Annotated in this window: 19 protein-coding genes; 6 read left to right on the top strand and 13 right to left on the bottom strand. The window is 43.0% G+C overall.

What is annotated here, in order from left to right:
* Nucleotides 1-225: 225 nt before the first annotated feature.
* The 5 genes from FTT63_RS11605 to FTT63_RS11585 all read left to right on the top strand — a co-directional run bounded on the left by FTT63_RS11605 (nt 226) and on the right by FTT63_RS11585 (nt 4823).
* Complete coding sequence (locus FTT63_RS11605; RefSeq protein ID WP_005176771.1) at nt 226-711, top strand: NUDIX hydrolase; 486 nt, start codon at nt 226-228, stop codon at nt 709-711.
* Nucleotides 712-715: 4 nt separating this feature from the next.
* Nucleotides 716-1849: a tRNA 2-thiouridine(34) synthase MnmA gene (gene mnmA / locus FTT63_RS11600; RefSeq protein ID WP_075166642.1), complete on the top strand. Its 1134-nt coding sequence runs from the start codon at nt 716-718 to the stop codon at nt 1847-1849.
* Between the two features lie 14 nt (nt 1850-1863).
* Nucleotides 1864-2595 carry a high frequency lysogenization protein HflD gene (gene hflD, locus FTT63_RS11595; RefSeq protein WP_005176767.1) on the top strand — a complete coding sequence of 244 codons (732 nt, stop codon included), beginning with the start codon at nt 1864-1866 and terminating at the stop codon, nt 2593-2595.
* Nucleotides 2596-2645: 50 nt separating this feature from the next.
* Nucleotides 2646-4034: an adenylosuccinate lyase gene (gene purB / locus FTT63_RS11590; protein WP_180192321.1), complete on the top strand. Its 1389-nt coding sequence runs from the start codon at nt 2646-2648 to the stop codon at nt 4032-4034.
* Between the two features lie 150 nt (nt 4035-4184).
* The gene (locus FTT63_RS11585; protein WP_168397391.1) at nt 4185-4823 is read left to right on the top strand and encodes a DUF2238 domain-containing protein; all 639 of its coding nucleotides are present in this window, start codon (nt 4185-4187) and stop codon (nt 4821-4823) included.
* Between the two features lie 30 nt (nt 4824-4853).
* Here the strand turns inward: FTT63_RS11585 and sohB are convergent, their stop codons facing one another.
* The 7 genes from sohB to FTT63_RS11550 all read right to left on the bottom strand — a co-directional run bounded on the left by sohB (nt 4854) and on the right by FTT63_RS11550 (nt 14562).
* Entirely contained in the window at nt 4854-5816 is a 963-nt protein-coding gene (gene sohB, locus FTT63_RS11580; RefSeq protein ID WP_160241465.1) for a protease SohB, read from the bottom strand.
* A gap of 396 nt (nt 5817-6212) precedes the next feature.
* Nucleotides 6213-7142, bottom strand: coding sequence for a phosphate ABC transporter ATP-binding protein PstB (gene pstB / locus FTT63_RS11575; RefSeq protein ID WP_005176754.1), 930 nt, complete (start codon nt 7140-7142; stop codon nt 6213-6215).
* A 13-nt stretch (nt 7143-7155) separates the two neighbouring features.
* Entirely contained in the window at nt 7156-8550 is a 1395-nt protein-coding gene (pstA, locus tag FTT63_RS11570; protein ID WP_160241466.1) for a phosphate ABC transporter permease PstA, read from the bottom strand.
* Complete coding sequence (gene pstC / locus FTT63_RS11565; RefSeq protein ID WP_005176748.1) at nt 8550-9929, bottom strand: phosphate ABC transporter permease subunit PstC; 1380 nt, start codon at nt 9927-9929, stop codon at nt 8550-8552. Before pstC ends, pstA begins: the two co-directional genes overlap by 1 nt.
* Before the next feature lie 99 nt (nt 9930-10028).
* Nucleotides 10029-11054, bottom strand: a complete 1026-nt coding sequence (locus tag FTT63_RS11560) for a substrate-binding domain-containing protein (RefSeq protein ID WP_005176746.1) — start codon at nt 11052-11054, stop codon at nt 10029-10031.
* A gap of 598 nt (nt 11055-11652) precedes the next feature.
* Nucleotides 11653-13185 (bottom strand): aspartate aminotransferase family protein, encoded by a 1533-nt coding sequence (locus tag FTT63_RS11555; RefSeq protein WP_005176744.1) that lies wholly within the window; start codon nt 13183-13185, stop codon nt 11653-11655.
* Nucleotides 13186-13188: 3 nt separating this feature from the next.
* Nucleotides 13189-14562 carry a diaminobutyrate--2-oxoglutarate transaminase gene (locus FTT63_RS11550; protein ID WP_005176742.1) on the bottom strand — a complete coding sequence of 458 codons (1374 nt, stop codon included), beginning with the start codon at nt 14560-14562 and terminating at the stop codon, nt 13189-13191.
* 468 nt (nt 14563-15030) lie between these two features.
* Here FTT63_RS11550 and FTT63_RS11545 point away from each other — a divergent pair, with 468 nt between their 5' ends.
* Entirely contained in the window at nt 15031-15735 is a 705-nt protein-coding gene (locus FTT63_RS11545) for an SIMPL domain-containing protein (protein ID WP_127798547.1), read from the top strand.
* Between the two features lie 1785 nt (nt 15736-17520).
* On the opposite strand, the gene FTT63_RS11540 is transcribed toward FTT63_RS11545, so the two are convergent.
* From FTT63_RS11540 to FTT63_RS11515, 6 genes are all read right to left on the bottom strand, one after another.
* Entirely contained in the window at nt 17521-18528 is a 1008-nt protein-coding gene (locus FTT63_RS11540; RefSeq protein WP_180192320.1) for a hypothetical protein, read from the bottom strand.
* Nucleotides 18529-18639: 111 nt separating this feature from the next.
* Nucleotides 18640-19161 carry a hypothetical protein gene (locus tag FTT63_RS11535; protein WP_180192319.1) on the bottom strand — a complete coding sequence of 174 codons (522 nt, stop codon included), beginning with the start codon at nt 19159-19161 and terminating at the stop codon, nt 18640-18642.
* Nucleotides 19162-19347: 186 nt separating this feature from the next.
* The gene (locus FTT63_RS11530) at nt 19348-23541 is read right to left on the bottom strand and encodes a tape measure protein (protein WP_180192318.1); all 4194 of its coding nucleotides are present in this window, start codon (nt 23539-23541) and stop codon (nt 19348-19350) included.
* On the bottom strand, nt 23538-23906 hold the full coding sequence (locus FTT63_RS11525) for a hypothetical protein (protein WP_180192317.1): 369 nt from the start codon (nt 23904-23906) through the stop codon (nt 23538-23540). Before FTT63_RS11525 ends, FTT63_RS11530 begins: the two co-directional genes overlap by 4 nt.
* Nucleotides 23903-24103, bottom strand: a complete 201-nt coding sequence (locus FTT63_RS11520; RefSeq protein WP_180081630.1) for an AlpA family transcriptional regulator — start codon at nt 24101-24103, stop codon at nt 23903-23905. The genes FTT63_RS11525 and FTT63_RS11520 overlap by 4 nt, the downstream gene beginning before the upstream one ends.
* Nucleotides 24104-24178: 75 nt before the next feature.
* The gene (locus FTT63_RS11515) at nt 24179-24931 is read right to left on the bottom strand and encodes a hypothetical protein (protein WP_180192316.1); all 753 of its coding nucleotides are present in this window, start codon (nt 24929-24931) and stop codon (nt 24179-24181) included.
* Between the last annotated feature and the right edge of the window lie 535 nt (nt 24932-25466).

Here is a 25466-nt window from a genome sequence, read left to right as displayed (position 1 = left end):
TCCGCCTGTTTTAAAATGGACATGATCTGGCTGTCAGTAAATTTAGATGTTTTCATGCAGAATCTCCTGCTCGTATCTTAAGAGAAAATTCTACTTTTAGATCCTTTTATTTTTAGGGGGGATTACCGTATTTTTGATTGCCAGTAGACAAAGAAATCCCCTTCCCTCATAGCCACATCCCCCTAAATTTTGTAGAATATGCGTTTTACCCCATGGTGCTTTTTTATGACCGCTTGGACTGCGCATGTGACTGTTGCCACCGTTGTTGAAAAAGACGGTAAATTTCTGTTCGTAGAAGAACAGACTGAAGGCGTTACACATACTGTCTTTAACCAGCCTGCAGGTCATGTAGAAGCCGGTGAAACCATTATTGAAGCAGCGGTTCGCGAAACCCTGGAAGAAACCGGATACGATGTACGTATTCAGGCTTTACTGGGCATTTATACCTATACCCCGCCCATGTTTCCAGATCGTACCTATTACCGTTTCTGCTTTCTGGCCGAAGCCATTCACCATCATGCAGATGCACAGCTAGACACTGGTATTGTCCGTGCCGTCTGGATGAGCCCGGATGAACTGCTTGAATCGGCCCGCGCCCGCAGTCCTTTGGTGATTAAAGCCGTACAGGATGCTCAGACCGGACAAAAATATCCTTTATCGCTCATTTACGAGCACCAAAATTCTCCCTTAATTCATAGTGTGGATGCCTAATCCTATGCAACAACGTGTCATCGTCGGTATGTCAGGTGGTGTAGATTCTTCTGTTTCTGCAGCACTCCTCCTTCAACAAGGTTATCAGGTTGAAGGACTGTTCATGAAAAACTGGGAAGAAGATGATGGCACGGAATACTGTACAGCCATGGAAGATCTGGCCGATGCCCAGGCCGTATGCGATAAAATTGGCATCAAACTGCACACCGCCAACTTTGCCATGGAATACTGGGATCGGGTTTTCGAGCACTTCTTGGCAGAATACGCCGCTGGCCGTACCCCTAACCCGGACATTCTGTGCAATAAAGAAATCAAATTCCGTGCGTTTTTAGATCATGCCATTAACCTGGGTGCTGACTTTATTGCCACAGGTCACTACTGCCGTCGTGGTGAAACCATGACCAACTCTAAAGGTGATCAATATGCACCTTTATTGCGTGGTGTCGACAACAACAAAGATCAGACTTACTTCCTGCATGCAGTACATGGTCGTGAAATTAACAAGACCCTGTTCCCTGTCGGTGAAATTGAAAAGCCACAAGTACGTAAAATTGCAGAAGAATTGGGCTTGGCGACTGCAAAGAAAAAAGACTCCACTGGTATCTGTTTTATTGGTGAACGCCGCTTTAATGACTTCTTAAAACAATATTTACCCGCACAACCCGGAAAAATCGTGCTGGAAGATGGCAAAGAGGTTGGTGAACATCACGGCTTAATGTACTATACGCTCGGTCAACGCGGTGGTATTGGTATTGGCGGCATGAAAGGTGCAGCTGAAGGTGCCTGGTTTGTACTGCATAAAGATGTAGCCGGCAATCGTCTGGTGGTTGGTCAAGGTCATGATCATCCACTGATGCAAAGCACGATTCTGTGGAGCGAATCCATTGACTGGGTCGCAGGTGAACAGGATATTCCTGACACCGGTTTCCGCTGCACGGCAAAAACCCGGTATCGCCAACCTGACCAAGACTGCGTATTATTTAAAGATCCAGAAACACCAAATGGTGTACGTGTTGAATTTGATCAGCCACAACGTGCAGTAACACCAGGTCAAAGCGTGGTGTTCTACGCAGGTGAAGTGTGCTTAGGGGGTGGCGTGATCCATCATACCAATGCCCCTCACCCGGATTTTGTTTAAAGGATTGTTTCGGCATGACAGAGTTACCGTTTCAACAGCCTCGAACTCTGAATGTTCGCCAGAATCGTGCTTTGGCCCTCGCTGCTGTGTTTCAGGCCACGCAGCTGACCCATATGACCGCACTGACTGGCCGACAAAGTATTGGCGATAGCGGTAACTTTTATCTGGAGCGCCTGATTCAGGCCAGCCTGAATATCCGTCCAAGTAATAATCAGAGTGGCCAAACCTTAGACTTTTTTAGTCAGCTGGCCGATATCTCCCTTGGTTTAAAAACCCTCGAAAATAGCATTACCCATCCGTTTACCACCTCACCCAAATCCAGATTACCGAAAATGTCCAATGCCAAGTTGCCGATGTCCTATGCCATGGCGCTGCTGCAACTGGAAAAGAAAGTCTATAGTAATCCGCAATTTGTTGAAATTATTGAGCAATCCCAGCAAAAAATCTTAAAACAGCTGTCCTTTTTTGATAATAACTATTTACATCCAAGTATTCTCGCCAATCTTGCCCAAACCTATGTTGATACTGCTGGACAGATTAATCCGCGGATTATGGTGCGTGGCAATGCCGAGGCCTTTAAAGATTCTGCCCATACCAACCGTATTCGTGCCTCGCTATTTACCGGCCTGCAAATGGCACATTTGTGGCGTCAACTCGGTGGCAGCTCATGGGCGATGATTTTTAGCAAACGCAAACTGCTTCAAGATATTCAGGATCTTGCCCGTTTACAGTATCAGGTGGTCTGATCTGTACGGACATTTGTTTTAGGTTTAGTTCCAAAGTTTAAGGAATCGTTATGAACGCTTTAACTGCACTTTCTCCATTAGATGGACGTTATGCGAGCAAATGTGATGCTCTTCGTCCTTTCCTTTCTGAGTTTGGTTTAATCCATGCTCGTGTGACTGTTGAAGTGCGTTGGTTACAAGCGCTTGCCAATCGTCCTGAAATTACCGAAGTACCTGCTTTCAGTGCTGCAACGAATGCTGCATTAGATGCAATTGTTGCAGATTTCTCTGAAGAAGATGCGAACCGCATTAAAGAGATTGAACGTACCACTAACCACGACGTTAAAGCGGTTGAATATTTCCTGAAAGAAAAAATCGCCAACATCGACGAGCTGAAAAATGCCGGTGAATTCATTCACTTTGCTTGTACTTCTGAAGACATCAACAACCTGTCACACGCGTTAATGCTGAAAAACGGCCGTGATGTACTGGTTGCATCTATGCAGCAAATCATTGACTCAATTGTGGCGCTGGCTGAAAAACATGCTGATCAACCCATGCTGTCTCGTACACACGGTCAAACAGCTAGCCCAACCACTTTGGGTAAAGAAATGGCCAACGTGGCGTACCGTTTAGCGCGTCAAATCAAGCAATTCAACAATGTTGAACTGCTGGGTAAAATCAACGGTGCAGTGGGTAACTACAACGCTCACCTGTCTGCCTATCCAGACATCAACTGGCCTGCACATTCACAAGCATTTGTTGAATCTTTAGGTTTAACTTTCAACCCGTACACCACGCAAATTGAACCGCATGACTATATGGCGGAACTGTTTGATGCGCTGCGTCGTTTCAACACCATCTTAATCGACTTTAACCGTGACGTTTGGGGTTATATCTCGCTGGGCTTCTTCAAACAAAAACTGAAAGAAGGCGAAGTCGGTTCTTCAACCATGCCGCACAAAGTCAACCCGATTGACTTCGAAAACTCTGAAGGTAACCTGGGTATTGCCAATGCAGTTCTTGCGCACCTGGGCGAAAAACTACCAATTTCTCGCTGGCAGCGTGACTTAACCGACTCTACTGTACTTCGCAACATGGGGGTTGGTTTTGCACAGAGCTTGATCGCATTTGAAGCCTGCTTAAAAGGTATTGGTAAACTAGAACTGAATGCTGACCGTATTCTGGAAGACCTGGACAATGCACAAGAAGTATTGGCTGAACCGATTCAAACGGTTATGCGTCGTTACAACGTTGAAAAACCATACGAAAAATTAAAAGCGCTGACTCGTGGTCAAGCGATGACTCGCGACATGATGGTGAGCTTTGTCAACGGTAACGAACTCGAAGCTGTTCCGGCTGCGGATCGTGCACGTTTAGCTGAAATGACCCCTGCATCTTACACCGGTAATGCAGCTGAACAGGCAAAACAGATTAAAGATTTGATTGCTAAAATCTAATGAAATGATTTGAGTTTTTCACAACATCTTCTTTCTTCCTCTGGAAGCAACATAAAGAGGGTGTAATCTTGAAAAACTCAGCATCAAAAAGCGAAGCTCCGGCTTCGCTTTTTTATTATGATAATTATAAATCCCAATCCTATAACCAGAATGATCGACTACCAATTACAGGCCAAACATTGGCTAATGCTGGCCCTATTAGGCCTGGCCATGCTGCTTGCCAGTATCAACCCGATGGAATTTTCAGCCTATGTGCTACATCAGGTTGGAACGATCCTCATGCTAATTGTGCTGCTATTGCTCTTCAAAAAAGTCGGGCTAAGCTTTTCCAGTTTTGTTTTCTATCTCACCTTTCTGTTGATTCATATTTTAGGCGCACATTACCTCTATTCTTATGTGCCCTATAACGACTGGCTGCTGCATTACTTCGGCTTTGATTTAAACCAGTGGCTGGGCTGGGAACGCAATATGTATGATCGCTTTGTGCATTTTGCCTATGGGGTGCTGCTCTACCCGCTGTTTTTCCGCTTACATCGGCTGGGCTTTCCTAACGCCAAAGACTGGATGATCTTTCTGCTGGTCGTGCAATGGGTTATGAGCAGCAGTTTGATTTACGAATGGCTGGAATGGTTACTCGCCATCCTCCTCTCTCCAGAAGCGGCTGAAAATTATAACGGTCAGCAAGGTGATGTCTGGGATGCGCATAAAGATATGCTCCTGGCTACGTTCGGCGCGATTCTGGCAGGAAGCTGGAGCTTATACAAAGACAGAAAAAAAGCACTCGATTGAGTGCTTTTCATGTTTCAGGACAAAATTGGATTAGAGCTTAGGATCGCGCATTTGCACCAGATTGGCACTGGCTTTGCTTAAAGTATCCATCACCTTGTTAATGACCGTAGGCACCAGAGAATCGGCCACCTGTGCGGCTTGTAGGCCGAGTTTTTCACCCAAGGTTGGCTTGCGACGGGTTTCAATGACATAAACATCATGCTGTGGCAATAACCCTAACAGGTATTCATCTGAGGTTTGCAGTTTATCGACCAGGTTCAGATCGGAAGCATCCTGACCATACCAGTGTTCACCTGTAGCGACTTTTTCAACATTGAGCTGCGGACGGTACTTTTCAACAAAGTGCTTGAACAGGCTGTGAGTTTGTTGCAACTCTTCTTCAAACTTGGCCTTGCCTTCTTCGGTATTTTCACCAAACATGGTCACGGTGCGTTTGTATTGACCAGCCGTATACAGTTCAAAATCTATATTGTGCTGTTTCAGCAGGCGGTTAAAGTTTGGCACCTGTGCCACTACGCCAATTGAACCCACAATAGCAAACGGTGCAGAGATAATTTCATTGGCGATACAAGCCATCATATAGCCACCGCTAGCAGCGACTTTATCAACACAGATGGTCAAATGAAAACCGGCATCACGCAGACGTACCAGTTGTGCAGCGGCTAAACCATAACCATGTACCATCCCGCCCGGACTTTCCAGACGCACCACCACGCGGTCACGTCCAGCTTTGGCGGTGGCCAGAATTAAGGTAATTTCTTCACGCAGATTCTCTACCGCAGAGGCGGCCATATCCCCTTTAAAATCGAGTACGTAAATTTTCTGGTTATTCTTTTTACGCAGGCGTGCCTCTTTGGACAATTGCTGGCTAAATTGCAACAGCTCCAGTTTGGAGGCCGTAGTCTGCGCTATTTTTTTTCGTTGTTCGTTAATACGCGCATTTAAATGACGGATACGAATTTCGGCAGGTAGTTTTGGGGAATGAAATAACATATAAAAATCTGTTCTCAATTTTATTTTGGCTCAACTTTAGATGAGGGCGGATATTGAGAATTCAATATTAGCGCATTTATTTGCTTAATTTAATCCACTTCCGTGTTAACCGTAGTGTCATTTTTGCAACAACTAAAAAATACAGCCCTGTTGAACAGGACGGGATTTTTAAAAGCTGGGAAAGCTCAACATTAAAACCACCAACTGGATAGCAGATGGAATGATCTGCTCCGGATTCAGCCCTTCAAACTGAAATCTATTTAGGGTCTCATTTTAAGTTATGATAGGTTAGATAATCCATCAAATCCACTATGACCCTCCCCCTACCCCTCAACCAGAGCCATAAAAAAACCGCAAATATTGATTTGCGGTTTTTTGATATACAGCGGTTGGCAATTAACCAAAACGACCTGTAATGTACGCTTCCGTTAATTGATGGTCTGGTTGAGTAAAGACTTTTTCAGTCGAGTTCACTTCAATCAGATCACCCAGGTGGAAGTATGCGGTACGGTCTGATACACGCGCTGCCTGTTGCATCGAGTGCGTAACAATCGCAATAGTGTACTGGGTAGACAGTTCAGAAATCAGTTCTTCAACTTTTGCAGTTGCAATCGGGTCCAGTGCTGAACATGGTTCATCCATCAGAATGACTTCTGGTGAAACCGCAATGGTACGCGCGATACATAAACGTTGCTGCTGACCACCTGACAGACCAGTACCTGGCTGGCTTAAACGGTCTTTAACTTCATCCCACAGACCAGCTTTACGCAGGCTGTTTTCAACAATTTCTTCAAGATCGTATTTGTCACGCGCCAAACCGTGCAGTTTCGGGCCGTAAGCCACGTTTTCAAAAATTGATTTCGGGAACGGGTTTGGCTTCTGGAACACCATACCCACCTGAGCACGTAGCAACACCACGTCCAGGTTCGGATCATAAATATCCTGATTATCCAGCATGACTTTACCGGTAACGCGGCATGAATCAATGGTGTCATTCATCCGGTTTAAGGTACGAAGGAAAGTCGATTTACCACAACCTGATGGACCAATGAAGGCAATGACTTCATTTTCATAAATGTTCAGGTCAATGCCTTTAATTGCTTCAGATTCACCATAGTACACATGAACATCGGAGGTGCTGAGTTTGACATTGTTCGATTTGGCTTCTTTTTTGCTCGCCGCCTGGGTATCAAACTGAGACACAAACGAAGTTGCAGGCTGTTTGTGTTCTTCGCCTTCAGTTGACGTAAATTGTGTTTGCTCTGGATTCACTGCTTTATCCTGTTCTAAGGAATTCGGTTTGTCTGTGCTTAATACAGTAGTCATATTTTTCCCTCAATTACCAACGTACTTCAAATTTCTTACGTAACCAGATCGCCAGACTGTTCAGGCCGATCATGAGTGCAAGAAGTACGATAATGGCGGCAGCGGTACGTCCTTCAAAGAAGTTACGCAATTCATTGCCCTGCCATAGGAAAATTTGTACCGGTAATGCGGTAGATTGATCAAATGGAGATGCCGGTACGCTCGCAACGAAGGCACTCATACCAATTAATAGAAGTGGTGCGGTTTCACCCAATGCTTGTGCAACACCAATAATCGCACCGGTTAAAATCCCTGGTAATGCCAGTGGCAATACATGATGGAATACGGTTTGTAGACGTGATGCACCCAAGCCCAATGCTGCCTGACGAATAGATGGCGGCACCGCTTTCAGTGAAGCACGTGTGGTAATAATTACGGTCGGTAAAGTCATTAAACTTAGAACTAGACCACCCACCAGTGGCGCAGATAACGGTAAATGCATCCAGCCAATGAAGATGGCAGCGCCCAACAGACCAAATACAATCGATGGAACTGCGGCCAGGTTGTTAATGTTCACTTCAATAATATCAGTAATGACATTTTTTGGTGCAAATTCTTCCAGGTAAATTGCAGATGCCACACCAATTGGAATCGAGATAAAGATCACGATCAGCATCATGAACAATGAACCCATGAAGGCACCAGCCAAACCAGAAGTTGCAGGCGAACTACGCGAGTCCGGGCTGACAAAGATGTTGGTATTGAAAGTATTTTCTATAATACCTTGGGCTTTCAGATCATCTGCCAGCTGACGGATTTCCGGGCTTAGCTGCTGCTGTTCTGCCGGCAGGTCACGGTCAATATTGCCCGCAAGCCATACATCTACATTGGCATCGGCCAGAATTTTCACTTCTTTGGTTTGACCAATCAGCGATGGATCTGCCAGTACCATATCACGTAAGCGATAGGTTTCAGAACTGGTGTACATGTAGCCTAAATCATCACGCTTGGCTTCAAGCGCCGCATCTTTAGCGACGATACCATTAACGATAAGCGCATCCCAATCGACCATACCCATTTCAGTCTGCCAGGCAATCATACGGTCATTAAATTGTGCCGGAGATTCACCTGCCTGCTGTTTTGGCTGGGCGCCCACATTAATAATGCTTGGGTCAAAGTAGACTGGCACTGCCATACTGCTTTGCCAGAATGCCGGTAAACCTTTGGCCAGAATACTGCCGAACAGTAACACGACAAAGAATAAACCTGCCAGTACCGAGGCCAGACCAAACATGCGGAAAGTGCTTTCTTTACGATGGCGTTTTGCTAACGAGCTTTCAATTTTCTGTTTACGTTGTGCGCGTAATTCAGCGGCCGCCCGTGGATCAAGCGGTTGTTGATCCATTGAAGTAGTATTTGAAGTACTCATTAGTCGTATTGCTCACGATATTTACGCACGATGTAAAGTGCCACAATGTTCAAACACAGGGTAATAACAAACAGGGTTAAACCTAATGCGAACGCCACCAATGCCTGCGGACTTGCGAAGTCGGTATCACCGGTTAACTGGTTAACAATCGTCATGGTCACGGTTGCAACCGCTTCTAGCGGGTTGGCATGTAGTAACGGACTGTTACCTGCGGCCAGGACCACAATCATGGTTTCACCAATTGCACGAGATGCAGCCAGCAAGAAGGCGCCGATAATCCCTGGCAAGGCAGCCGGCATCACCACTTTACGAATGGTTTCCGACTTAGTCGCACCCAGACCCAACGAACCATCACGTAGAGCACGTGGTACCTGGGTAATGATGTCATCAGATAAAGACGATACAAATGGAATGATCATAATGCCCATTACCAGACCGGCAGTTAAAGCACTAGTAGCATTGATATCAATACCCAGCAATGCACCGGCACTTTTCAGGAATGGACCAATAATCATTAAGGCAAATACACCATATACAATGGTCGGAATACCGGCCAACACTTCAATGGTCGGTTTTGCCCATGAACGGAATTTCGGAGATGCATACTCTGCCAGGTAAATGGCAATCATCAGACCAATAGGTACTGCAACCAGCAATGCAATCGCACTGACCAGCAAGGTTCCCCATAACAGCGGTAACAGGCCATATTCACCATCGGCACTACCGGTGGTACTAAAACCTGGGTTCCACTGGGTACCAAAGAAGAAGTCCATTGGGCTGACGAAGCTAAAGAAGCGCATGGCTTCCCCGAACATCGACATCACGATACCAACGGTGGTCAGAATGGCCACACCAGAACAGAGGGCTAAAGAAATGTTAATGATCTTTTCAACCTGGTTACGGGCACGGTACTGTTGAGAGACACGTTTTTTCGCCCATAGCAAACCAATTAACGCTGCGCAAATCACAACGGCCAGTTTGATATAAGAACCAATGGTTTCAAATTTTGCTAATTGTTCAGCAGCTGCCAGTTCATAGGCGGCTGGTGTATCGGTTACACCAAAGCCAGACGCCAGTGCTTGCACACGGTCTACCAGAACACTAGTGCTGGCTGCATTCAGGTTGGCAGCAACATCTGCCGGCACATGACTCAGTACCACCTGTTCCAAAATGGTTGGTTCAACCAGATTCCAAACAATCAAAATTAAAAAAGCAGGGATCGCACACCACAACGCCACCAACGCACCATAATAACCAGGGCGTGAGTGCAACATTGCAGAATTATTTCCCTTACCTGCTAGGTTACGGCTTTTGCTTAACCCGATTTGATAGGCTATGGCAATAATTGCCAGTAACACACCTATGAGTAGCAGATTCATGTATTCTCCACCGTTTTTTCAATTTTCATTATTTGAAAAAACATCTCTTCGCAAAAAGCTGATGGCAGGAAACCCTGCCATCAGCTGTTTTAACCACAATTATTTAACAGCTTTACCTGCTTTGAAGTTCGCCAGGATTTGCGCACGTTCTTTGTCAGATAAAGAGATCAGACCTGCTTTGTCTAACTTAGAACCTTTACCAGATACTTTCTTGCTTAAGAAGAATTCTGTGTACTGTTGTAAGCCTTTGATTGATTTCAGGTGCTCACCTTTCACGTAGAAGAACAATGGACGTGAAACAGGGTAAGAACCGTTCAGGATTGTTTGCTCAGATGGCGCAACGTTGTTTACAGTTGCAACACGTAGCTTGTCACGGTTTTGGTCATAGAAACCTAGACCGAATACACCCACTGCACTTGGAGAAGTTCTTAAACGTGCCAGTGTTTCAGTGTAGTCACCAGCGATTTCAATCACACGGCCATCTTTACGGAAAGTTGTACATGCTTTTTTCTTCGCATCTTTGTCTAATGCTTTGATTGCTGCATAAGCTTCACAACCTGCATCAACCATTTTCTCCTGGAACACTTCACGTGTACCGTGGTTAGATGCTGGAATTACCAGAGTAATTGGTTCATTTGGAAGTGATTTGTCAATCTGGTTCCAACGTGTATATGGGTTAGCAACCATTTTACCTTTCGATGGAAGCTCAGCAGCCAAAGCAGCAAATACATGGTAAGGTTTTAATTTATAAGCAGCTTTGTTTGAGTTTGACGCGAATACGATACCGTCATAACCAATTTTAACTTCTAAGATCTGGTTCACGCCTGCTTTTTTACATGCAGCGATTTCTGAATCTTTAATTTGACGAGATGAGTTTGCGATATCAATTGTGTTATCGCCCACACCGTTACAGAACTGTTTCAAACCACCTGAAGAACCGCCAGAACCAACAACAGGCGCTTTGAATTGTGGGAATGTGTTACCGAACTCTTCTGCTACAATACTTGCGTATGGCAATACTGTAGAAGAACCAGCGATTTGGATGGTGTCACGAGCTGCGTTCGCAGTTGTTGCTACAGCTGCCCCAGATAGTGCTAATGCAAGTGCGATATTAGTAAAGCGCATTCTGTTCTCTCTCAATTTATGCAAATTCGGAGTACGCCACTTTTTATTAAGTTTTGTACTTATTTCGTTATGTGCATTGTGAGTTTAAAATATGACAATAAAGTTACACCTTTATGACACTTTAATGATGTTTTATTTTACAGCTTGTTTTTATAGTTTCTAGAAGCCTGCTTTATACCAAAATATTAACTTAAGATAATGATTTTAATATAATTTCACTACCTTATTAAAATTTCAAAAGATGTCTAAAAAAATATGAAAGCGCTGTAAAAATATGACAAAATGCCAATCTAACACCGATTCACTTTCTTACAATTGTCATAATTCTCTCTGGTTGATGACCACCACCCAATATTCTATAAAAAGCGAAATTGATTGTTTTTCTTAAACTTAATATATTCATCTGTTGCCTGAAACACACGTTATCAGCCAATTGATCACTTCACTGTACTCAGCCACTTTATTCACTTCTATCCCCTTCTTTTGGCCCGTTTGGCTTGTTAACAGATGCATGAGCACTCATCTTCACTTTTTCAATTCAATGACCCGAGATAAAAAAAGAGGCCCTATTAGGCCTCTCTTTCTTTGCAGCATGTGATTAAGCAATTGGTGGTGTGTAAGTACCATCTGCAATTGAAGCTTTAATACGCTCTGCTTCTGCCAGCACAAGTGCCAGCAGGTTTTTCACGTTGTCTAGTGTTGCAACCGGGCTTAACGTGGTCATTTTCAATGATTGCACCTGACCCACTTTGGTTACACCAATATTGGCTTCACCACGCGCAAACAGCTCATCTGCGACGTTCTGGTTTAAGGCATCGACAAATTCAGCCGGATAGCCTTCAGGCACCACACGGAACAATACCGATGCAAATTGCGGCTCTACCAGCAGCTCAAGACCATCTGTTGCTTTAATATAAGCAGCAACATCACGGGTTAAATCCACACCATGATCGATCATTGAACCATAAAGCTCTTCGCCCAAGGCTTCAACTGTCATCCACAATTTCAAGGCATCAAAACGACGCGTGGTTTGCAGTGACTTCGATACCAGGTTTGGTACGCCATGTTCTTCATCATAAGCAGAGTTCAGATACTCAGCTTCATAATGCATGAAACGGTAGTTGGCTTCGTCTTTTAACAAGAATGCACCACATGAAATGGTCTGGAAATAATGCTTGTGGAAATCAAGCGTCACAGAATCCGACAATTCGATGCCATCGAGCATAGAACGATAGTCATTCGACAGAATCAGTGCACCACCCCACGCCGCGTCAATGTGCATCCACGCGCCATATTTGTTGGTGATTTCACGAATTTCTTTTAATGGATCAATCGCGCCCGCATCGGTTGTACCTGCAGTTGCCACCACACATGCCACAATTTTGCCTTCAGACTGAAGGTGTGCCATGGTTTTCTCAAGTGCAACCACATCCATCTGTGCATTGTCATTCACAGGAACGGTCACCACAGACTGGAAGCCCATGCCCATCATCGCCATGTTCTTTTGCACAGAGAAGTGTGCGTTTTCAGAACAGATAACTTTGACATTACGCATTGCATCCGCCGGTACACCATCACGCTGCACTGACCACGGCTTGCCGTTTTCATCTTTCCAGTTTTTCGCGATGCAGGCATCACGCGCCAGCAGTACACCCATCAGGTTAGACTGCGTACCACCTGAAGTGAATACACCGGCCTGACCTGAACCGTAACCGACTTTTTGGCGTAACCAGTCGATTAACTGCACTTCCATTAATGAACCGGCCGGGCTTTGATCCCATGAGTCCATGGACTGGTTAGTGGCGTTAATTAACACTTCTGCGATCTGGCTGGCCACCATGGTTGGACAGTGCAAATGCGCCAGTGAATGCGGATGGTGAACTTTCAAGCTCTTGTTCAGGAACAGCTCGACCATGCGCTCTAAAGATTTCTGTACACCCAGACCTTCTTTCGATGGATTGAATGAAATGGCACTGCGTAGCTCTTTAATGCTACCACCGGTGTACATTTTATCGTTTTGCAACCATGCTGCGACAGCTTTTGTCGCTTGGTCCATTGCTGACTCATAGTCAGCAATAGATTGAGCATCATTGCAGAGTAAGGCTTTACGATGTTCTGCAAAATCTACCATGTATTATGCGCCTCGTACTGCTTTCAGTGCTTCAGCCACAGCTTTCTTGAAGCGGGCAATCACTTCTACACATTCTTCCTGATTAATGATCAGCGGGCAAAGTAAACGGATTACCGTACCGCCACGACCACCTTTTTCTAACAACAGTTTGTTGTCAAAACATGCAGCCTGAATTGCAGCAGCCAGTTGTGAATCTGCAGGATAAGCACCTAAACGGTCTTTTTCCTGACGCTCATCTACAATTTCAACACCAATCATTAAACCGCGGCCACGTACGTTACCGATACATGGGAATTCAACTGCCAGTTTTTTCAGTTCAGCTTGCAGGAAGTCGCCACGCTCTTGCGCATTTTGCGCCAGGTTTTGTTCTTTAATGGTGTTGATTGTCGCCAGACCAGTACCCATTGCCAGCTGGTTACCACGGAAAGTACCGGTATGGCCTGCTGGTTGCCAAGCATCAAACTTACGTTTAATCCCTAACACCGCCAGTGGCAAGCTACCACCAACCGCTTTCGACATAACCACTACGTCTGGCTCAATACCAGCATGTTCATAAGCAAACATTTTGCCTGAACGCGCAAAGCCTGCTTGAACTTCGTCAAGAATCAACACGATGTTGTGTTTTTCAGTCACTTCACGGATTTTTTTCAGCCATTTGGTAGGCGCAGTAACCACACCGCCTTCACCCTGAATTGCTTCAAGAATTACAGCAGCCGGTTTAGTAACACCGCTTTCCACATCTTCAATGAAGTTTTCGAAATAGTAAGTCAGTGCATCCACACCTGCTTCACCGCCAAGACCCAACGGGCAACGGTATTCGTGTGGATATGGCATAAATTGTACGCCCGGCATTAAACCGTTTACGGCATTCTTGGCAGACAGGTTACCTGTCATTGCCAGCGAACCGTGAGTCATACCGTGGTAGCCACCTGAGAAGCTGATTACAGAGCTACGGCCGGTAAATGTTTTTGCAAGCTTGATTGCTGCTTCTGTTGCATCTGCACCAGATGGACCACAGAACTGCAAGCAATACTCTTCTTTGCCACCTGGCAGGTAAGCAAGAAGCGCTTCAGTAAATGCATCTTTTAAAGGTGTAGTTAAATCTAAAGTATGTAAAGGAAGACCACTCGCGATGGTGTCTTGAATACTTTGAATCACCGCAGGATGATTATGGCCCAAAGCCAATGTACCTGCCCCAGCTAAACAATCTAGGTACGTCGTACCCTCAACATCGGTAACCCAGCAACCTTGTGCCTTCGCTATCGCTAACGGTAATTTACGAGGATAACTACGCACATTCGATTCCATCTGACTTTGGCGAGTCAAGTAGTATTCGTTTGTGGAATTGGTGGCAGGGTTTACAGAAGTAACGCTCATATCGAATTACCATCTCTGATATGGGTTGAAGAAATAAGTCGGGTGACTTGTGGTCCTTTGACTCGGTGCTTTATAAAAATCTAGTTAGATGATCTAGATAATATTCAATAACTAGGAGCGCGATGATACCTAATTTTTCAGGAAAATAAACCGCTTTTGGCATTTTATCGAGCTAATTTTATCGAAAAGTTCTATCGGTCTAACCATTAGATTGAATTATCATCTTACAATGTGACAGCAGAAAGAAAACCGCATTCTTGATATTTTTTTTAACCCTATGTAAGTTGCCTGCAGAATTAAACCCACTATTAAATATAACATATTGTTTTAAAATAAATAATCAAGCCATTCCTAGTCAGTAGATTTTATTATTTTTTTACAATCCCACCACAAACTCTGCAAAAATTAGCCATATTGCTTGGCTAATATGCTTTGATAGATAAATACCTATAAATACAGGACAAAATCATGCGTTTTATTACTCTCTCCAGTTGCTTATTGGCCGCCGCAGTTTCAGGTAGTGCCTTGGCGCAGACCACCGAAAAACTGAACTACAATCTGATCAATGTTCAGGCAGAAGCCAGCCGTCAGGTATCCAATGACCAGATGAATGCAGTGCTGTATATCGAGCGTAGTCATAAACAGCCTTCTGAACTGGCCAATCAGATCACTCAAATTATGAATCAGGCGATGGCCACAGCGCGAAAATATTCGACGGTTAAAGTAGAAAGTGGTTCACAGTCGACTTATCCGGTTTATGACAATGACAGTCAGAAACTGAAAGAATGGCGCGGTCGTGCCGAAATTCATCTGGAAAGTACCGACTTTAAAGCCACCAGCCAGCTCATTGGCGAGCTGCAGCAGAGCCTGCAAACTCAATCAGTACATTTTAGTGTGTCAGATAGCCAGCGTAAGAAAGTCGAAAATGAGCTACTAGTTGAAGCTTCGAAAAACTTCCAGCAACGCGCACAGTTATTGACCCAGGCCTGGAATAAATCAGGCTATCAACTGGTCAATCTGAACATGAATACCAATAACTATACCCCGCGCCCGATTGCAATGCGCGCCAATACCGCCAAGTTTGCAGTGGCTGAAGCAGCACCTGCACCGGATATGGCTGCCGGTGAATCGAAGATGACGGTGAATGCCAACGGGACGATTCAGTTTAAGTAAATTGCTCGTTACCTCTATTTCCAAAATAAAAAATCCCGCTCGGAAGCGGGATTTTTGTATTTCTTAAGTTGAATCTGTATGGCTTAGTAAATCGCCATATGATTGCGATATATAAATACAATAACTTACTGTTTTAATTATAATATTTTATAAGGTCAAAATATTTAACCTCCCATTTAACCTCCCATCGTGTTCTATACCCCCTCAGATTGAGCAATAAATTACTTTTAAGCTGCTCCTCTTATAAAGCTCGTCTTTTTTGACTGCCTTTTAATCTGCTCCTCTATTTGGTGGCTCAGGTAGGATTAGATTTAGAATCTTATCCTTTGTGGTAAAGCTCCTCGTTTTTGTGGTGCTTATGCTGCCGCCTTATTGCTGGCTCAGGTGTCCCGAAAATTTGGGAGATTGAACTTAGCCGTCCAAGTGGCTGATTAAGTAGCTTGGTCGCGTTTTAAATGTGAGCAAGTTTGCTCATATCCTCAAATTGAGTGAATGCTCCTAACCTATAAAGTTGAAGTTTGCCTATATCCCCCAATGGGGGAAATGGTCCTGATCCGTCCGCCATTGGCGGTTATACCCGATCCGCTACTACACTTTAAATGTAGTGAAAAGGAATACCACCTGGCCAACACCAACCCAATAGCCGAATGGTCAAGATAACCATGCAGATTCAACTATCACGGAAATCGTGACAAATAGAATAAACAGCTTTAGATCGGTGCAGTCTAATTAGGCGAAAACGCTTCTTTCATAGGGTTTGTTTTCGCAAATGCTGCTTTATACCAAAAACGAGCTTTAGATTGCTTTAGATTCATGCAGTCTTCTAATTAGATAAAAATGCTTCTTTCATAGGGTGAGTTTCGCAAAAGACATAAATGGAATAATTACCCCCTGTTTTGTCGTTCTACGTCGTACAAGAAAAGAAGAAATTAGTTATACGGCACGCCGTTGATTTACCTTGACAACACCCCACCAAAAACACCCTAAAAACCATGTAAAAGCCTTATCAGATAAGCATTACATCTATTTTATTAAAATTGCATTTCGTCTAGGTACGTCTAGCAAAATCTTGCAGGACAAGAGCTTTATATTTGTTTGACAAGACACCAATAGAAGCACCTATAAAAATACACTCAAACCCAAGCTATACAAGGCATACGGCGTTTTAATCAGATATGCAGTTTGTCATGCTACGTCAAACAAGAAATGCAGTTTTGTCCTGCTACGTCCTGCAAGATTAACCTTACTTCTTCAGCCTAAATTAGAAAATCCATCAACGTACATCAACGTAAATCCTGTCCAGATTTAAAATCCATCTAAGTACATCTAAGTAATTTTTGCTTTACAGGATAATTCTCGAAAATGCTTCTTTGCCAATTACAGCAAGGCATACAGGGATTTAATAACTTTGATTTCGTAAAGCTACGTAAAGCAAGAATCCTAAAATTATTCTTTACGGCGTTTAATTGAATTACCTTGATAGGCCACCAGTAGAGAGACCATCAAAACAGCTTCAAAGCTATATACAGCAAGGTTTACGACTATTTTAAGGAAATCCCATTTCATCAAGGTACATCAAGGTAAATCCCCGGGTTTTGTATAGCTACGTAAAGAATTTTGACCTTATTTCTTGTTTTACAGCACCACATAAAAAAGACTATCAAAACCACACTCAAACATAGTAATACCAAGGTCTACGCCGTATTTAGTGAATACCTGTCTCGTAAAACTACGTAAAACAAAAATGCCCCTATTTAGGGGCAAATTTAAAGACAGCTAGACTGATTAGGCGTATAGGATTCTTGTTTGAGCAGACCTGCTTAGATTAACAAACATATTGTTCTTATCAACTGGTTCTACGATCAACCCCAAGTCTGCAGCGACCTGTTGAGCATATTCACCGATTTTGTAGAAATCAGTGTTCTCTACTATGCCTGTATCTACCTTGCTTTTTAATGAAGATAGCATTTCATTCAAAGTGCTTATCACGTCATAAAGCTTATGTGAGCTTACTTCATCGCTAATAATGGCATCATCCTTGGTGGACAAATCGCCCAAATAGTAGGATGAGTATTTAAATAAGTCTAAGACTAATATTGCCGTATTATTGAATAAGGTAAGGAATCTTGAATTCTCTGTACTTTCTAAATATTCCTTGAACACTCGCTCTATGGAGCCCTCAAATTGATTCATTACATTTAAAAGAATAGACTCATATCTATCCTGCTGATCAGATCCGATCATATTTGCCCAACCGCATACTTGGTATTCGTCCCAGCATGTAAGGGATACTAGGTGCATAAATCCTTCCCAGTCATTCTTAAAGCTGCTTTTAGTAAGTAAATTTGGGCTTATTTTAAGTAATTGCTGGTATCCAAAAACATGGCAAAACTCATGAAATAAAGTATGAAGGAAATCGCTCATTACCCTATTCATATCCTCTTGAGAAACAGGTTCAGTATATTCTGTTAAAAAGTACTCCAGTCCAAGATATCTGCAGTTCACGACAATGTAATTTCGACTGTAATCCCTATCAATGTGAGTAAGTGTCATTGCAACTCCCACCGCAGCGCCACTAGACGGAGTGAGATGGTCATTAAAGGATTTTAATTCTTGTAGGTACTCTTCATCTCCTATTGCAAAGGAAAGACCTTCTAGAGTTGAGATATCAATAAGTTTCGAAAGTTCAAAAATAGATTTATTAAAAAATGGACTGAGTTGATCTACTAATGATTGATCAAATCCAATTAGCTTGAAACTAAATCCTTCCTTTAAAGAACTCTTATTTTCCATTTTTCTATTTACTCTTTGGTAGTGAGGGAAGTATCTAATTAATAAGGACCAGTCTAAGATTTGAGCCTTGAAAATCATCTCGAGATTCTTTTTTTATTAATATCGAGTAGATTATTGAACCCTATCAAGCAAAGCTTTCAATGTAGTAATAGGCTCAGAAGCTACCCCCTTTACAGAGTAAAAAGACCCTTCCCTATATCCATCCGATATAGTTGATACACGATATTTAGCATTTTTCGCCTGTACTAACTGTTGCAGGTAATCGACTGGAATTATCGCTAACGCCGTAGTATTGGATAGACGCCCTTGTCTGCTCACTTTATTGGAAAGAACATCAACATTAAATTCAGTTATATTTCCATCGATATTGAAGGCTATAGACTTAATATTCGTTGCTGCATCGCCATAAAAAATAGACAACCCTACATTTTCTGGCGCAGTGCTTGTCCATGTACCCCCAAATGAAACAAAACTTAGAGTTGTCTTCTTATTATCTACCCATGTGCCATACGGTTTCACAAAACATATAGTTTCATTATTAAAGCCACTCACCTTGCATTCAGGCTCATATTTATTTTTAGCTTCAACCTGTACGGCGAGCATTAATAAACAAATTACTAATATTTTTTTCATGTGAATACCCTCTTATAAATAAACACAAGATACTAATTCCCTGTCGAAAAAGAAACCGCCCGAAGGCAGTTTATTTTTTACGATTAATCGGGGTTTTTAAATCATTAATATGAAAGTCAAAAATTTTTTCCCCCATCTCAAGACTTAGCTTTCCTTCCGGTTCGCGATTCTCGATCAAGTACTTTTTCATTTCCAGCCTTGCCGTCCAGCCATTCTAAAACGCTTTTCAATTTTGGCATCCATCATTGCTTCATTCTGTTTACGCATTTCCTGAAGGTAAACTTTAAGCTCCTCACCATCCCACTCTGAAGTTGCATTAACCTCCTTTGTGGTTTGATTGATAATAGTGACTTTAGGTTGGTTAACTTTGCCACCAATGAATTCGCTATTAGAGTTAATTGCGCTCACGGCCCCCATACCAACGCGGTGGGTATCTCTAGCAGCATTAATGCCGGCTACACCACCATTCGCATAACTACCATTCTTGATGGATTTTCTCAGCCCTTCAAAGCCTTGCGGACCACCAATGGCCATCATCTCTTCTTTAGTAAGAACACCTTCCCACTTATGAACGATACCTGCCGGTTCATATTTACCGCCATAACCAGTGAACCCTCCTTCAGCAAAGCCTTTAGGGGTAGCAGCCTGAATCAATGAAACAAATGTTCCAGATTCTAAAGTTGCTATTGCAGCTGCAGCAGCCTTTTGATACCAAGTTCCTGGCTCATTCGCATAAGCATCAGATGCGGACTTCCAGACGTTCATGCCTGCCTGAGCAAGAGCAAATGATTGCTGTGCCGTATATAAAGCACGATATGCGGATGATGACTCACCAAGCATCGCACCGAACATTCCTGAAAGCGCGCCTGTTACTTGTTGACCATAACCAAGTTGAAGACTATAAGACGAAGCCTGATAATCGGATTCAATAGCTGTCATCCGATCGTGATGCGCCTGCCAAATCGCTTCACGCTGAGCCGCAATCTCTTGAATATTGGCGTTAGGATCTTGAGCGGCCTGATCCACTTGATCCATCTGTGAATTAAATACATTCTGAGAACTATCAATTCTGCCAAATCGTTCTTGCTCTAACCGATATTGGTTGCCAGTGCCATTCATTTCAGCTTGGATGCCACCCCATTGCTGAACTGCATTATTTAACCGTCTGCGATTTTCTTCCTCTTGCAAAGCTTTGCTTAAGGCGATTTCACGCTTTTTCTGGTCTTGGCTTAATTTGGAGTTCAGGAGAATCTGCTCACGCTCCAAGCGATACCGTTCTTGCATAGCTGCGGTTTCGGACATGAGAGCTTCACGCATTTGAAACAAGCGAGTTTCCCGCGCAAGAATCACAAAAGCCTTTTCCTGTTTATACTGTTCTTTAAGTGCTTTCTCAAAGATCTTCTTCTGATCTTCTGAAAACTTACCTTCAGCTGTCAGGCGTAGAACATTGGTGTCGTAAGTGTATTGAAGCTTTCTTTCCTCAGTCCACTTGTGGCCTTCTACATCGAACTCTTGCTGAAGTTTGGCGAGTTTATCTTCTGCGTCATATCGTTCTTTGATTTTAGGAATCAAATCATTTTGACTAAGAATAGTTGCCTGTAAAATCTCTTCATCACGCGCCTTACTACGGGCAACTGCTTCGGTATCGTATTGAGATTGAAGCTGTTCAATTCGATCTAGGAGGTCTTTACGCGCCTTGTAAGCCTCATCGTCATACTTGGCCAGATCCTTAATTGAACTAAGGGCGTTTTCCGGGTCACCGCCTAGAATCTTATTTAGAGAGTTGTAGTAATTGTCTTGGCGAGTCAGGTTTTTTGCAGCCTTATCTGAACCAATGTTTTTACCGTTGTAATCCCAGGCAATTGCATTTTTACCAAATACTTTTTCAAGCTCTCTATAACTTGAACTATCTCCAAGTAACGCATTCTTAGATGAGCTATATCTCTTTTCAGTCATTATTTCCTGAATAAAGAATTTGGCCTGAGCATTAAGAGCCTCTTGAGTCTGCTCAATATTGCCCTTTTTATCCAATACACCTTGTCCTTGAAGGTATTGAGTTAAGGACTTGGAGCGCGAACCTTGCCAAGAAATCATGCCTGAGTTGGTTTTTCTATTCGCAGCATCTGTATGGCTGCCAAATAGGTTTTTATTCAAGAAGTCACCTTCTCGACCCACCTGGGCAGTTAAGACTCGTGCCTTAACATCATCCACACCAGCATTCCTAAACGCCTGATAGACCTTAAGCATGTTTTTAGTCTGCTCATTGGTCCCTGCCATGATTACAGCCTGTTTCTCAGCTAATTTGGCGGATTTCTCTGCCTCTTTGTTTTGCTCTCTCTTGGCTTGGGTTATTTCATCTTCTTTATCTTTGACAGCATCAAGAGCATTTTGTGCCTGGACAATCTGTTTAATTTCTTCAGTAGTAACAATTGCAGTTACGCCGTCACCCAATGCTTTTTGCTTGGCTTCCTGAAGTTTATTAATCTGATCGATGATTTCTTTGGAGAAACCTAGGTTCATATACGCCAAACGTTCATTTGCACTTAGCACATCCTGGTGCAAGCTATCAAAATAATCCTTTTGAGCTTTAGCGGCCTTTTGTGCTGCAGATTCATTGTCTTTTAGCTCTTTAGTATTGCCGGCAATTTTTGGTGAAGCATTCTGTGCCGCGTTACCAGCTAGTTTGACCTCAACTCCCAATACTTTTTGAGCCTCAGCATTTTTCTGAGCTTTCTCTCTGGCTTCATCATAACTGTTAATCAGATCCAGGCCTTGAGACTTCTGCTCTGGGGTGAGTAGCTTGAGCTGATTTAAACGCTCAATAGCATCTGCCTGTGACATAAGTCCTTTATGCACCTGGTCAGAAATTTCTTTAACTTCCTGATTACCTTCATTGGCATTTTTAACAGTCCGGATAAAGCCATTGAAAGCCAAATTTAGCTTATGCAGTTCTTCATTCTGCGCTTTAAATGATGTGGCAAGGTCGTCTTTAGTAACATCGAGCTGGACACCCTTTAAGGCCAGAAGTTCTTCTTTGGTCTTTTCAGCAACTTTGCCCTGCTCTTCAAGCTTTGCATTAGCTTCAGCTGTGCGCTTCTGCAGGTACATATATCCTGCTGCTAAACCGGCCACTCCTAAAGTAATGGCACCAATTGGCCCTCCTACCATTCCAAGCAGCATAGTGGCACGAGAGCGAGCCTTATTATTGATTTCCTGAGCTAAGGTATCTGCATTGGTTGCTGCTGTGTGTGCTGCCGTAGCTTGTGTGGCCTTTGCTTCAAGTGGGATAACAGTTGCCTGGACATAAGCAAGACGCTGTATACCGGTCATACGTGCAGCTGTGGCTTTAGCATCTGCCAATTGCATCTGTGTATATTGAGCAATAGATGCGGTTCTTCTTGCTTCAGCGGCAGTTAATGTAGCTTGTGCCTCCAATTCAGAAAGTAAGCTATTTCTCTTTGCTACAGAGGCAGCGATAGACCCATGGGTAGCTATCGTTTGGGTAACAATTGTTTTAGTTAACATTGCTACACCGCCCACTACGGCGACATCTGCAACCAGATCGAGATTTTTAGCAAGAACACCAATTGATTCAGCAAGAACAGTCGCAGCACCGGATCCAGATGCAGCCTCACCTACAAACTTAGTAACACTGTCACTTAGCACGGTGAGTGATTGTCCAACGGTTGTATCTGTCTTATTGAACAGCTGATCAACACTATCACCAGCTTTTAATAATGCCTTGGTGATAACCTCACCTGTCAGCTTGCCATCAAGCATCATCTGACGCAGTTCGCCCCGAGTCACATTCAAACCCTTTGCCATAGCACTAAGTAAACCGCCAGCACCATCAACCAGAGCATTATATTCTTCACCCCGTAAGATGTTGCCATCAAGTGCCTGACCATACTGAAATAAAGCGCCTGCTGCTGATTCAGTCGACGATCCGCTGATTGCAACCGCTTTGGATGTAATCTCGGTTAGGCGCGCCGTTTGGGCCTGAGTTAGGTTAAGAGTTTTGGCATTAGACATGTATTTAGAATAAACATCGTTTACCGCGCCCCAAGATGAAGCCGAACGCTGAGCAATAGCAAAAGTGTCCTGCATTGCTTGATTCAGTTCAGCTTGTGAATTGGTGACGAGCTTCAATTTGTTATTAATGCCCGTATACACATCCATTTTATTGATGGCTGCACCCACCGTCACAATGCCGGCCATCTGGCCTACAAGCTGACGAATCCCGACTGATACTGCATCCATTGACTTAGTCGCATATTCACCATGTGTGGTGATGCCTTGCAGCTCCTGTCTGACCCTTTGTGCTGTTTTTTCAGCGCCTCTAGAGTCAATGACAATTCTTAATTTAGATTCTTGAATCATTTAGCCCCCTCACCCATTTCTGAGTTCAGGCTAAATGCTGAAGTAACGACCCAATTAAGAATTTCTAAACCCAAATTCCCCATAAGAAATAGCTTTAAAGCATTCGCAGGTGAATAATTTACATTTACCACTTCACCATCCTCTTTAAAGGAGATGTTCTCCCAGTCTATAACTAGGTGATGACTGACTATCTCTGCAAATTGGTTGAAGAAGTCGACGGCTGATAGGTCTCGGCTTACAAGGGTTAAATTCACCATAGCCAATGAATATTCTGGATTGTTTAGGGGCTTAATTTTGAATCGTGCACTATCTTTTGAATTCTGGTCTTTAAAAACTAGCCATTTACTATGAGAGGTATTGCTCATGCTGCCACCTCATCACGTTCAGCTTTTTTAGCTTCTAACCATGATTCCAGTTCTTTCATATCAATAAAAACTGGAGATTGTTTTGAGTCGCCTAATTTAATTGGCTTTGGGAAGGAAGGGTCTTTAAGTTGTAATTTTCGTAAGCCATCACGGGAAAGGCTTAATAGCTTACAAACTTCATTGAGTCGTTTTAACATTGCTTACATCCTTTTGCATTTACTTGGGATGTACTCAATTATTCACATATTATTATTGTGCATAAGGACGCAAAATTATTTTGCGCTCCCTCTTTTAAAATAAGTTTTTGAATATTTAAGCATTATATTTAGTTCATCTTCATTTAATTTATCGAAAACCATGGTTCTCTTTAAGTTTTCAATAAATCTAGGTGAGTAAACTGTACTATTTTTCTGCCAGGTTAACTGATCCAGAAAAGGCATTTCCCATATTTCAAAATCTAGATAGTCGCTACTACTAATAATATCTAAATACAGCTTTTGAACACGGTAAATTGAGGAAAGAAATACAGGGTATTGATCCACATATTGAGTAACACCCAGCTTCCCTACGACTAACCCGATATGGGCCACGCTTTTGAACTCGGACCATGCTTGTTCAATTTGCCTAATACCTACTCTTTCAACTCCCCAATTTTCTGGGTCTTTTTGGGTAATCTCTAAATAGAAGTAATAAGCTTTCTGTAGACTTGGCTCTATTCCACTTATTTTCATTCTAATCATGGCTAATAATAAGTGTCCTGCAACAAAGGCAGGTTTTAAAATATAGCCCTTGTTTGGGGAGCGGTATTGATGTGCTAGGGGGGTAATGAGGGCCATTACTTCAGCATGATCTTTAAAAATTTTGGCTAAATTTATATCTTTAGACTCATCAAAAACACCTTCCAATATTTGCTTGGAGTAATATTGATTTCTTTTTGTGGCATCACTCGGATAAATTAGATAAGACGCTATCCTACTATTCACTGCATTATAAAAACACACCGAGCTAAACATTTGCATTTTCATAAGTTTTCTATCATCCAGCCGCCATAAGCTGCTTATTATTTCCTAGATCTATTATACCTGGTATCTGGTTTTATGAGGTTCTAAAGAAGGGTTTTGTTGGGTTTGAACCTTATCATTTCCTAACGGGTACGCCGTATTAATGTCAGGTTTTGTAAGGTTCTAATACTTACTATCACTATTCTTAGTGAGTTATCCAGGATGAACCGGACGGCGAAAAATGTCAGAAACGCACAGCAAATATGTCAGAAACGGACGGTTAAAAACCCCCAAATATGTCAGAAACGCACAATAAAACGTGTCAGAAACGCACAGTAGGAAATGTCAGAAACGGACAGTTTTCGGCTGTGTAACGGTAGACATGAGTATTTATTGATCTAATTTTCAGGCATTAAAAAAGCCCACTATTGTGTAATGCCAGTCAGTTAAGAGATTGACTGGCTTTTTCTTGGGTATTTTTGAGGTTTTCCTTTTACAACCCTTGGATAACTCCTCACTCTTCTCTCAGGTATAACATACCGATTAGATTTCTCCATTA

This window comes from Acinetobacter sp. C15 (assembly GCF_013420645.1).
Classification (GTDB): Bacteria; Pseudomonadota; Gammaproteobacteria; order Pseudomonadales; family Moraxellaceae; genus Acinetobacter; species Acinetobacter indicus.
This window is presented reverse-complemented; position numbering and strand designations above follow the sequence as displayed.

Bases quoted from the DNA above. Each gene is read 5' to 3' on its own strand.
- FTT63_RS11605 (WP_005176771.1), top strand. From the start codon at position 226: ATGACCGCTTGGACTGCGCATGTGACTGTTGCCACCGTTGTTGAAAAA.
- mnmA (WP_075166642.1), top strand. From the start codon at position 716: ATGCAACAACGTGTCATCGTCGGTATGTCAGGTGGTGTAGATTCTTCT.
- hflD (WP_005176767.1), top strand. From the start codon at position 1,864: ATGACAGAGTTACCGTTTCAACAGCCTCGAACTCTGAATGTTCGCCAG.
- purB (WP_180192321.1), top strand. From the start codon at position 2,646: ATGAACGCTTTAACTGCACTTTCTCCATTAGATGGACGTTATGCGAGC.
- FTT63_RS11585 (WP_168397391.1), top strand. From the start codon at position 4,185: ATGATCGACTACCAATTACAGGCCAAACATTGGCTAATGCTGGCCCTA.
- sohB (WP_160241465.1), bottom strand. From the start codon at position 5,816: ATGTTATTTCATTCCCCAAAACTACCTGCCGAAATTCGTATCCGTCAT.
- pstB (WP_005176754.1), bottom strand. From the start codon at position 7,142: ATGACTACTGTATTAAGCACAGACAAACCGAATTCCTTAGAACAGGAT.
- pstA (WP_160241466.1), bottom strand. From the start codon at position 8,550: ATGAGTACTTCAAATACTACTTCAATGGATCAACAACCGCTTGATCCA.
- pstC (WP_005176748.1), bottom strand. From the start codon at position 9,929: ATGAATCTGCTACTCATAGGTGTGTTACTGGCAATTATTGCCATAGCC.
- FTT63_RS11560 (WP_005176746.1), bottom strand. From the start codon at position 11,054: ATGCGCTTTACTAATATCGCACTTGCATTAGCACTATCTGGGGCAGCT.
- FTT63_RS11555 (WP_005176744.1), bottom strand. From the start codon at position 13,185: ATGGTAGATTTTGCAGAACATCGTAAAGCCTTACTCTGCAATGATGCT.
- FTT63_RS11550 (WP_005176742.1), bottom strand. From the start codon at position 14,562: ATGAGCGTTACTTCTGTAAACCCTGCCACCAATTCCACAAACGAATAC.
- FTT63_RS11545 (WP_127798547.1), top strand. From the start codon at position 15,031: ATGCGTTTTATTACTCTCTCCAGTTGCTTATTGGCCGCCGCAGTTTCA.
- FTT63_RS11540 (WP_180192320.1), bottom strand. From the start codon at position 18,528: ATGGAAAATAAGAGTTCTTTAAAGGAAGGATTTAGTTTCAAGCTAATT.
- FTT63_RS11535 (WP_180192319.1), bottom strand. From the start codon at position 19,161: ATGAAAAAAATATTAGTAATTTGTTTATTAATGCTCGCCGTACAGGTT.
- FTT63_RS11530 (WP_180192318.1), bottom strand. From the start codon at position 23,541: ATGATTCAAGAATCTAAATTAAGAATTGTCATTGACTCTAGAGGCGCT.
- FTT63_RS11525 (WP_180192317.1), bottom strand. From the start codon at position 23,906: ATGAGCAATACCTCTCATAGTAAATGGCTAGTTTTTAAAGACCAGAAT.
- FTT63_RS11520 (WP_180081630.1), bottom strand. From the start codon at position 24,103: ATGTTAAAACGACTCAATGAAGTTTGTAAGCTATTAAGCCTTTCCCGT.
- FTT63_RS11515 (WP_180192316.1), bottom strand. From the start codon at position 24,931: ATGAAAATGCAAATGTTTAGCTCGGTGTGTTTTTATAATGCAGTGAAT.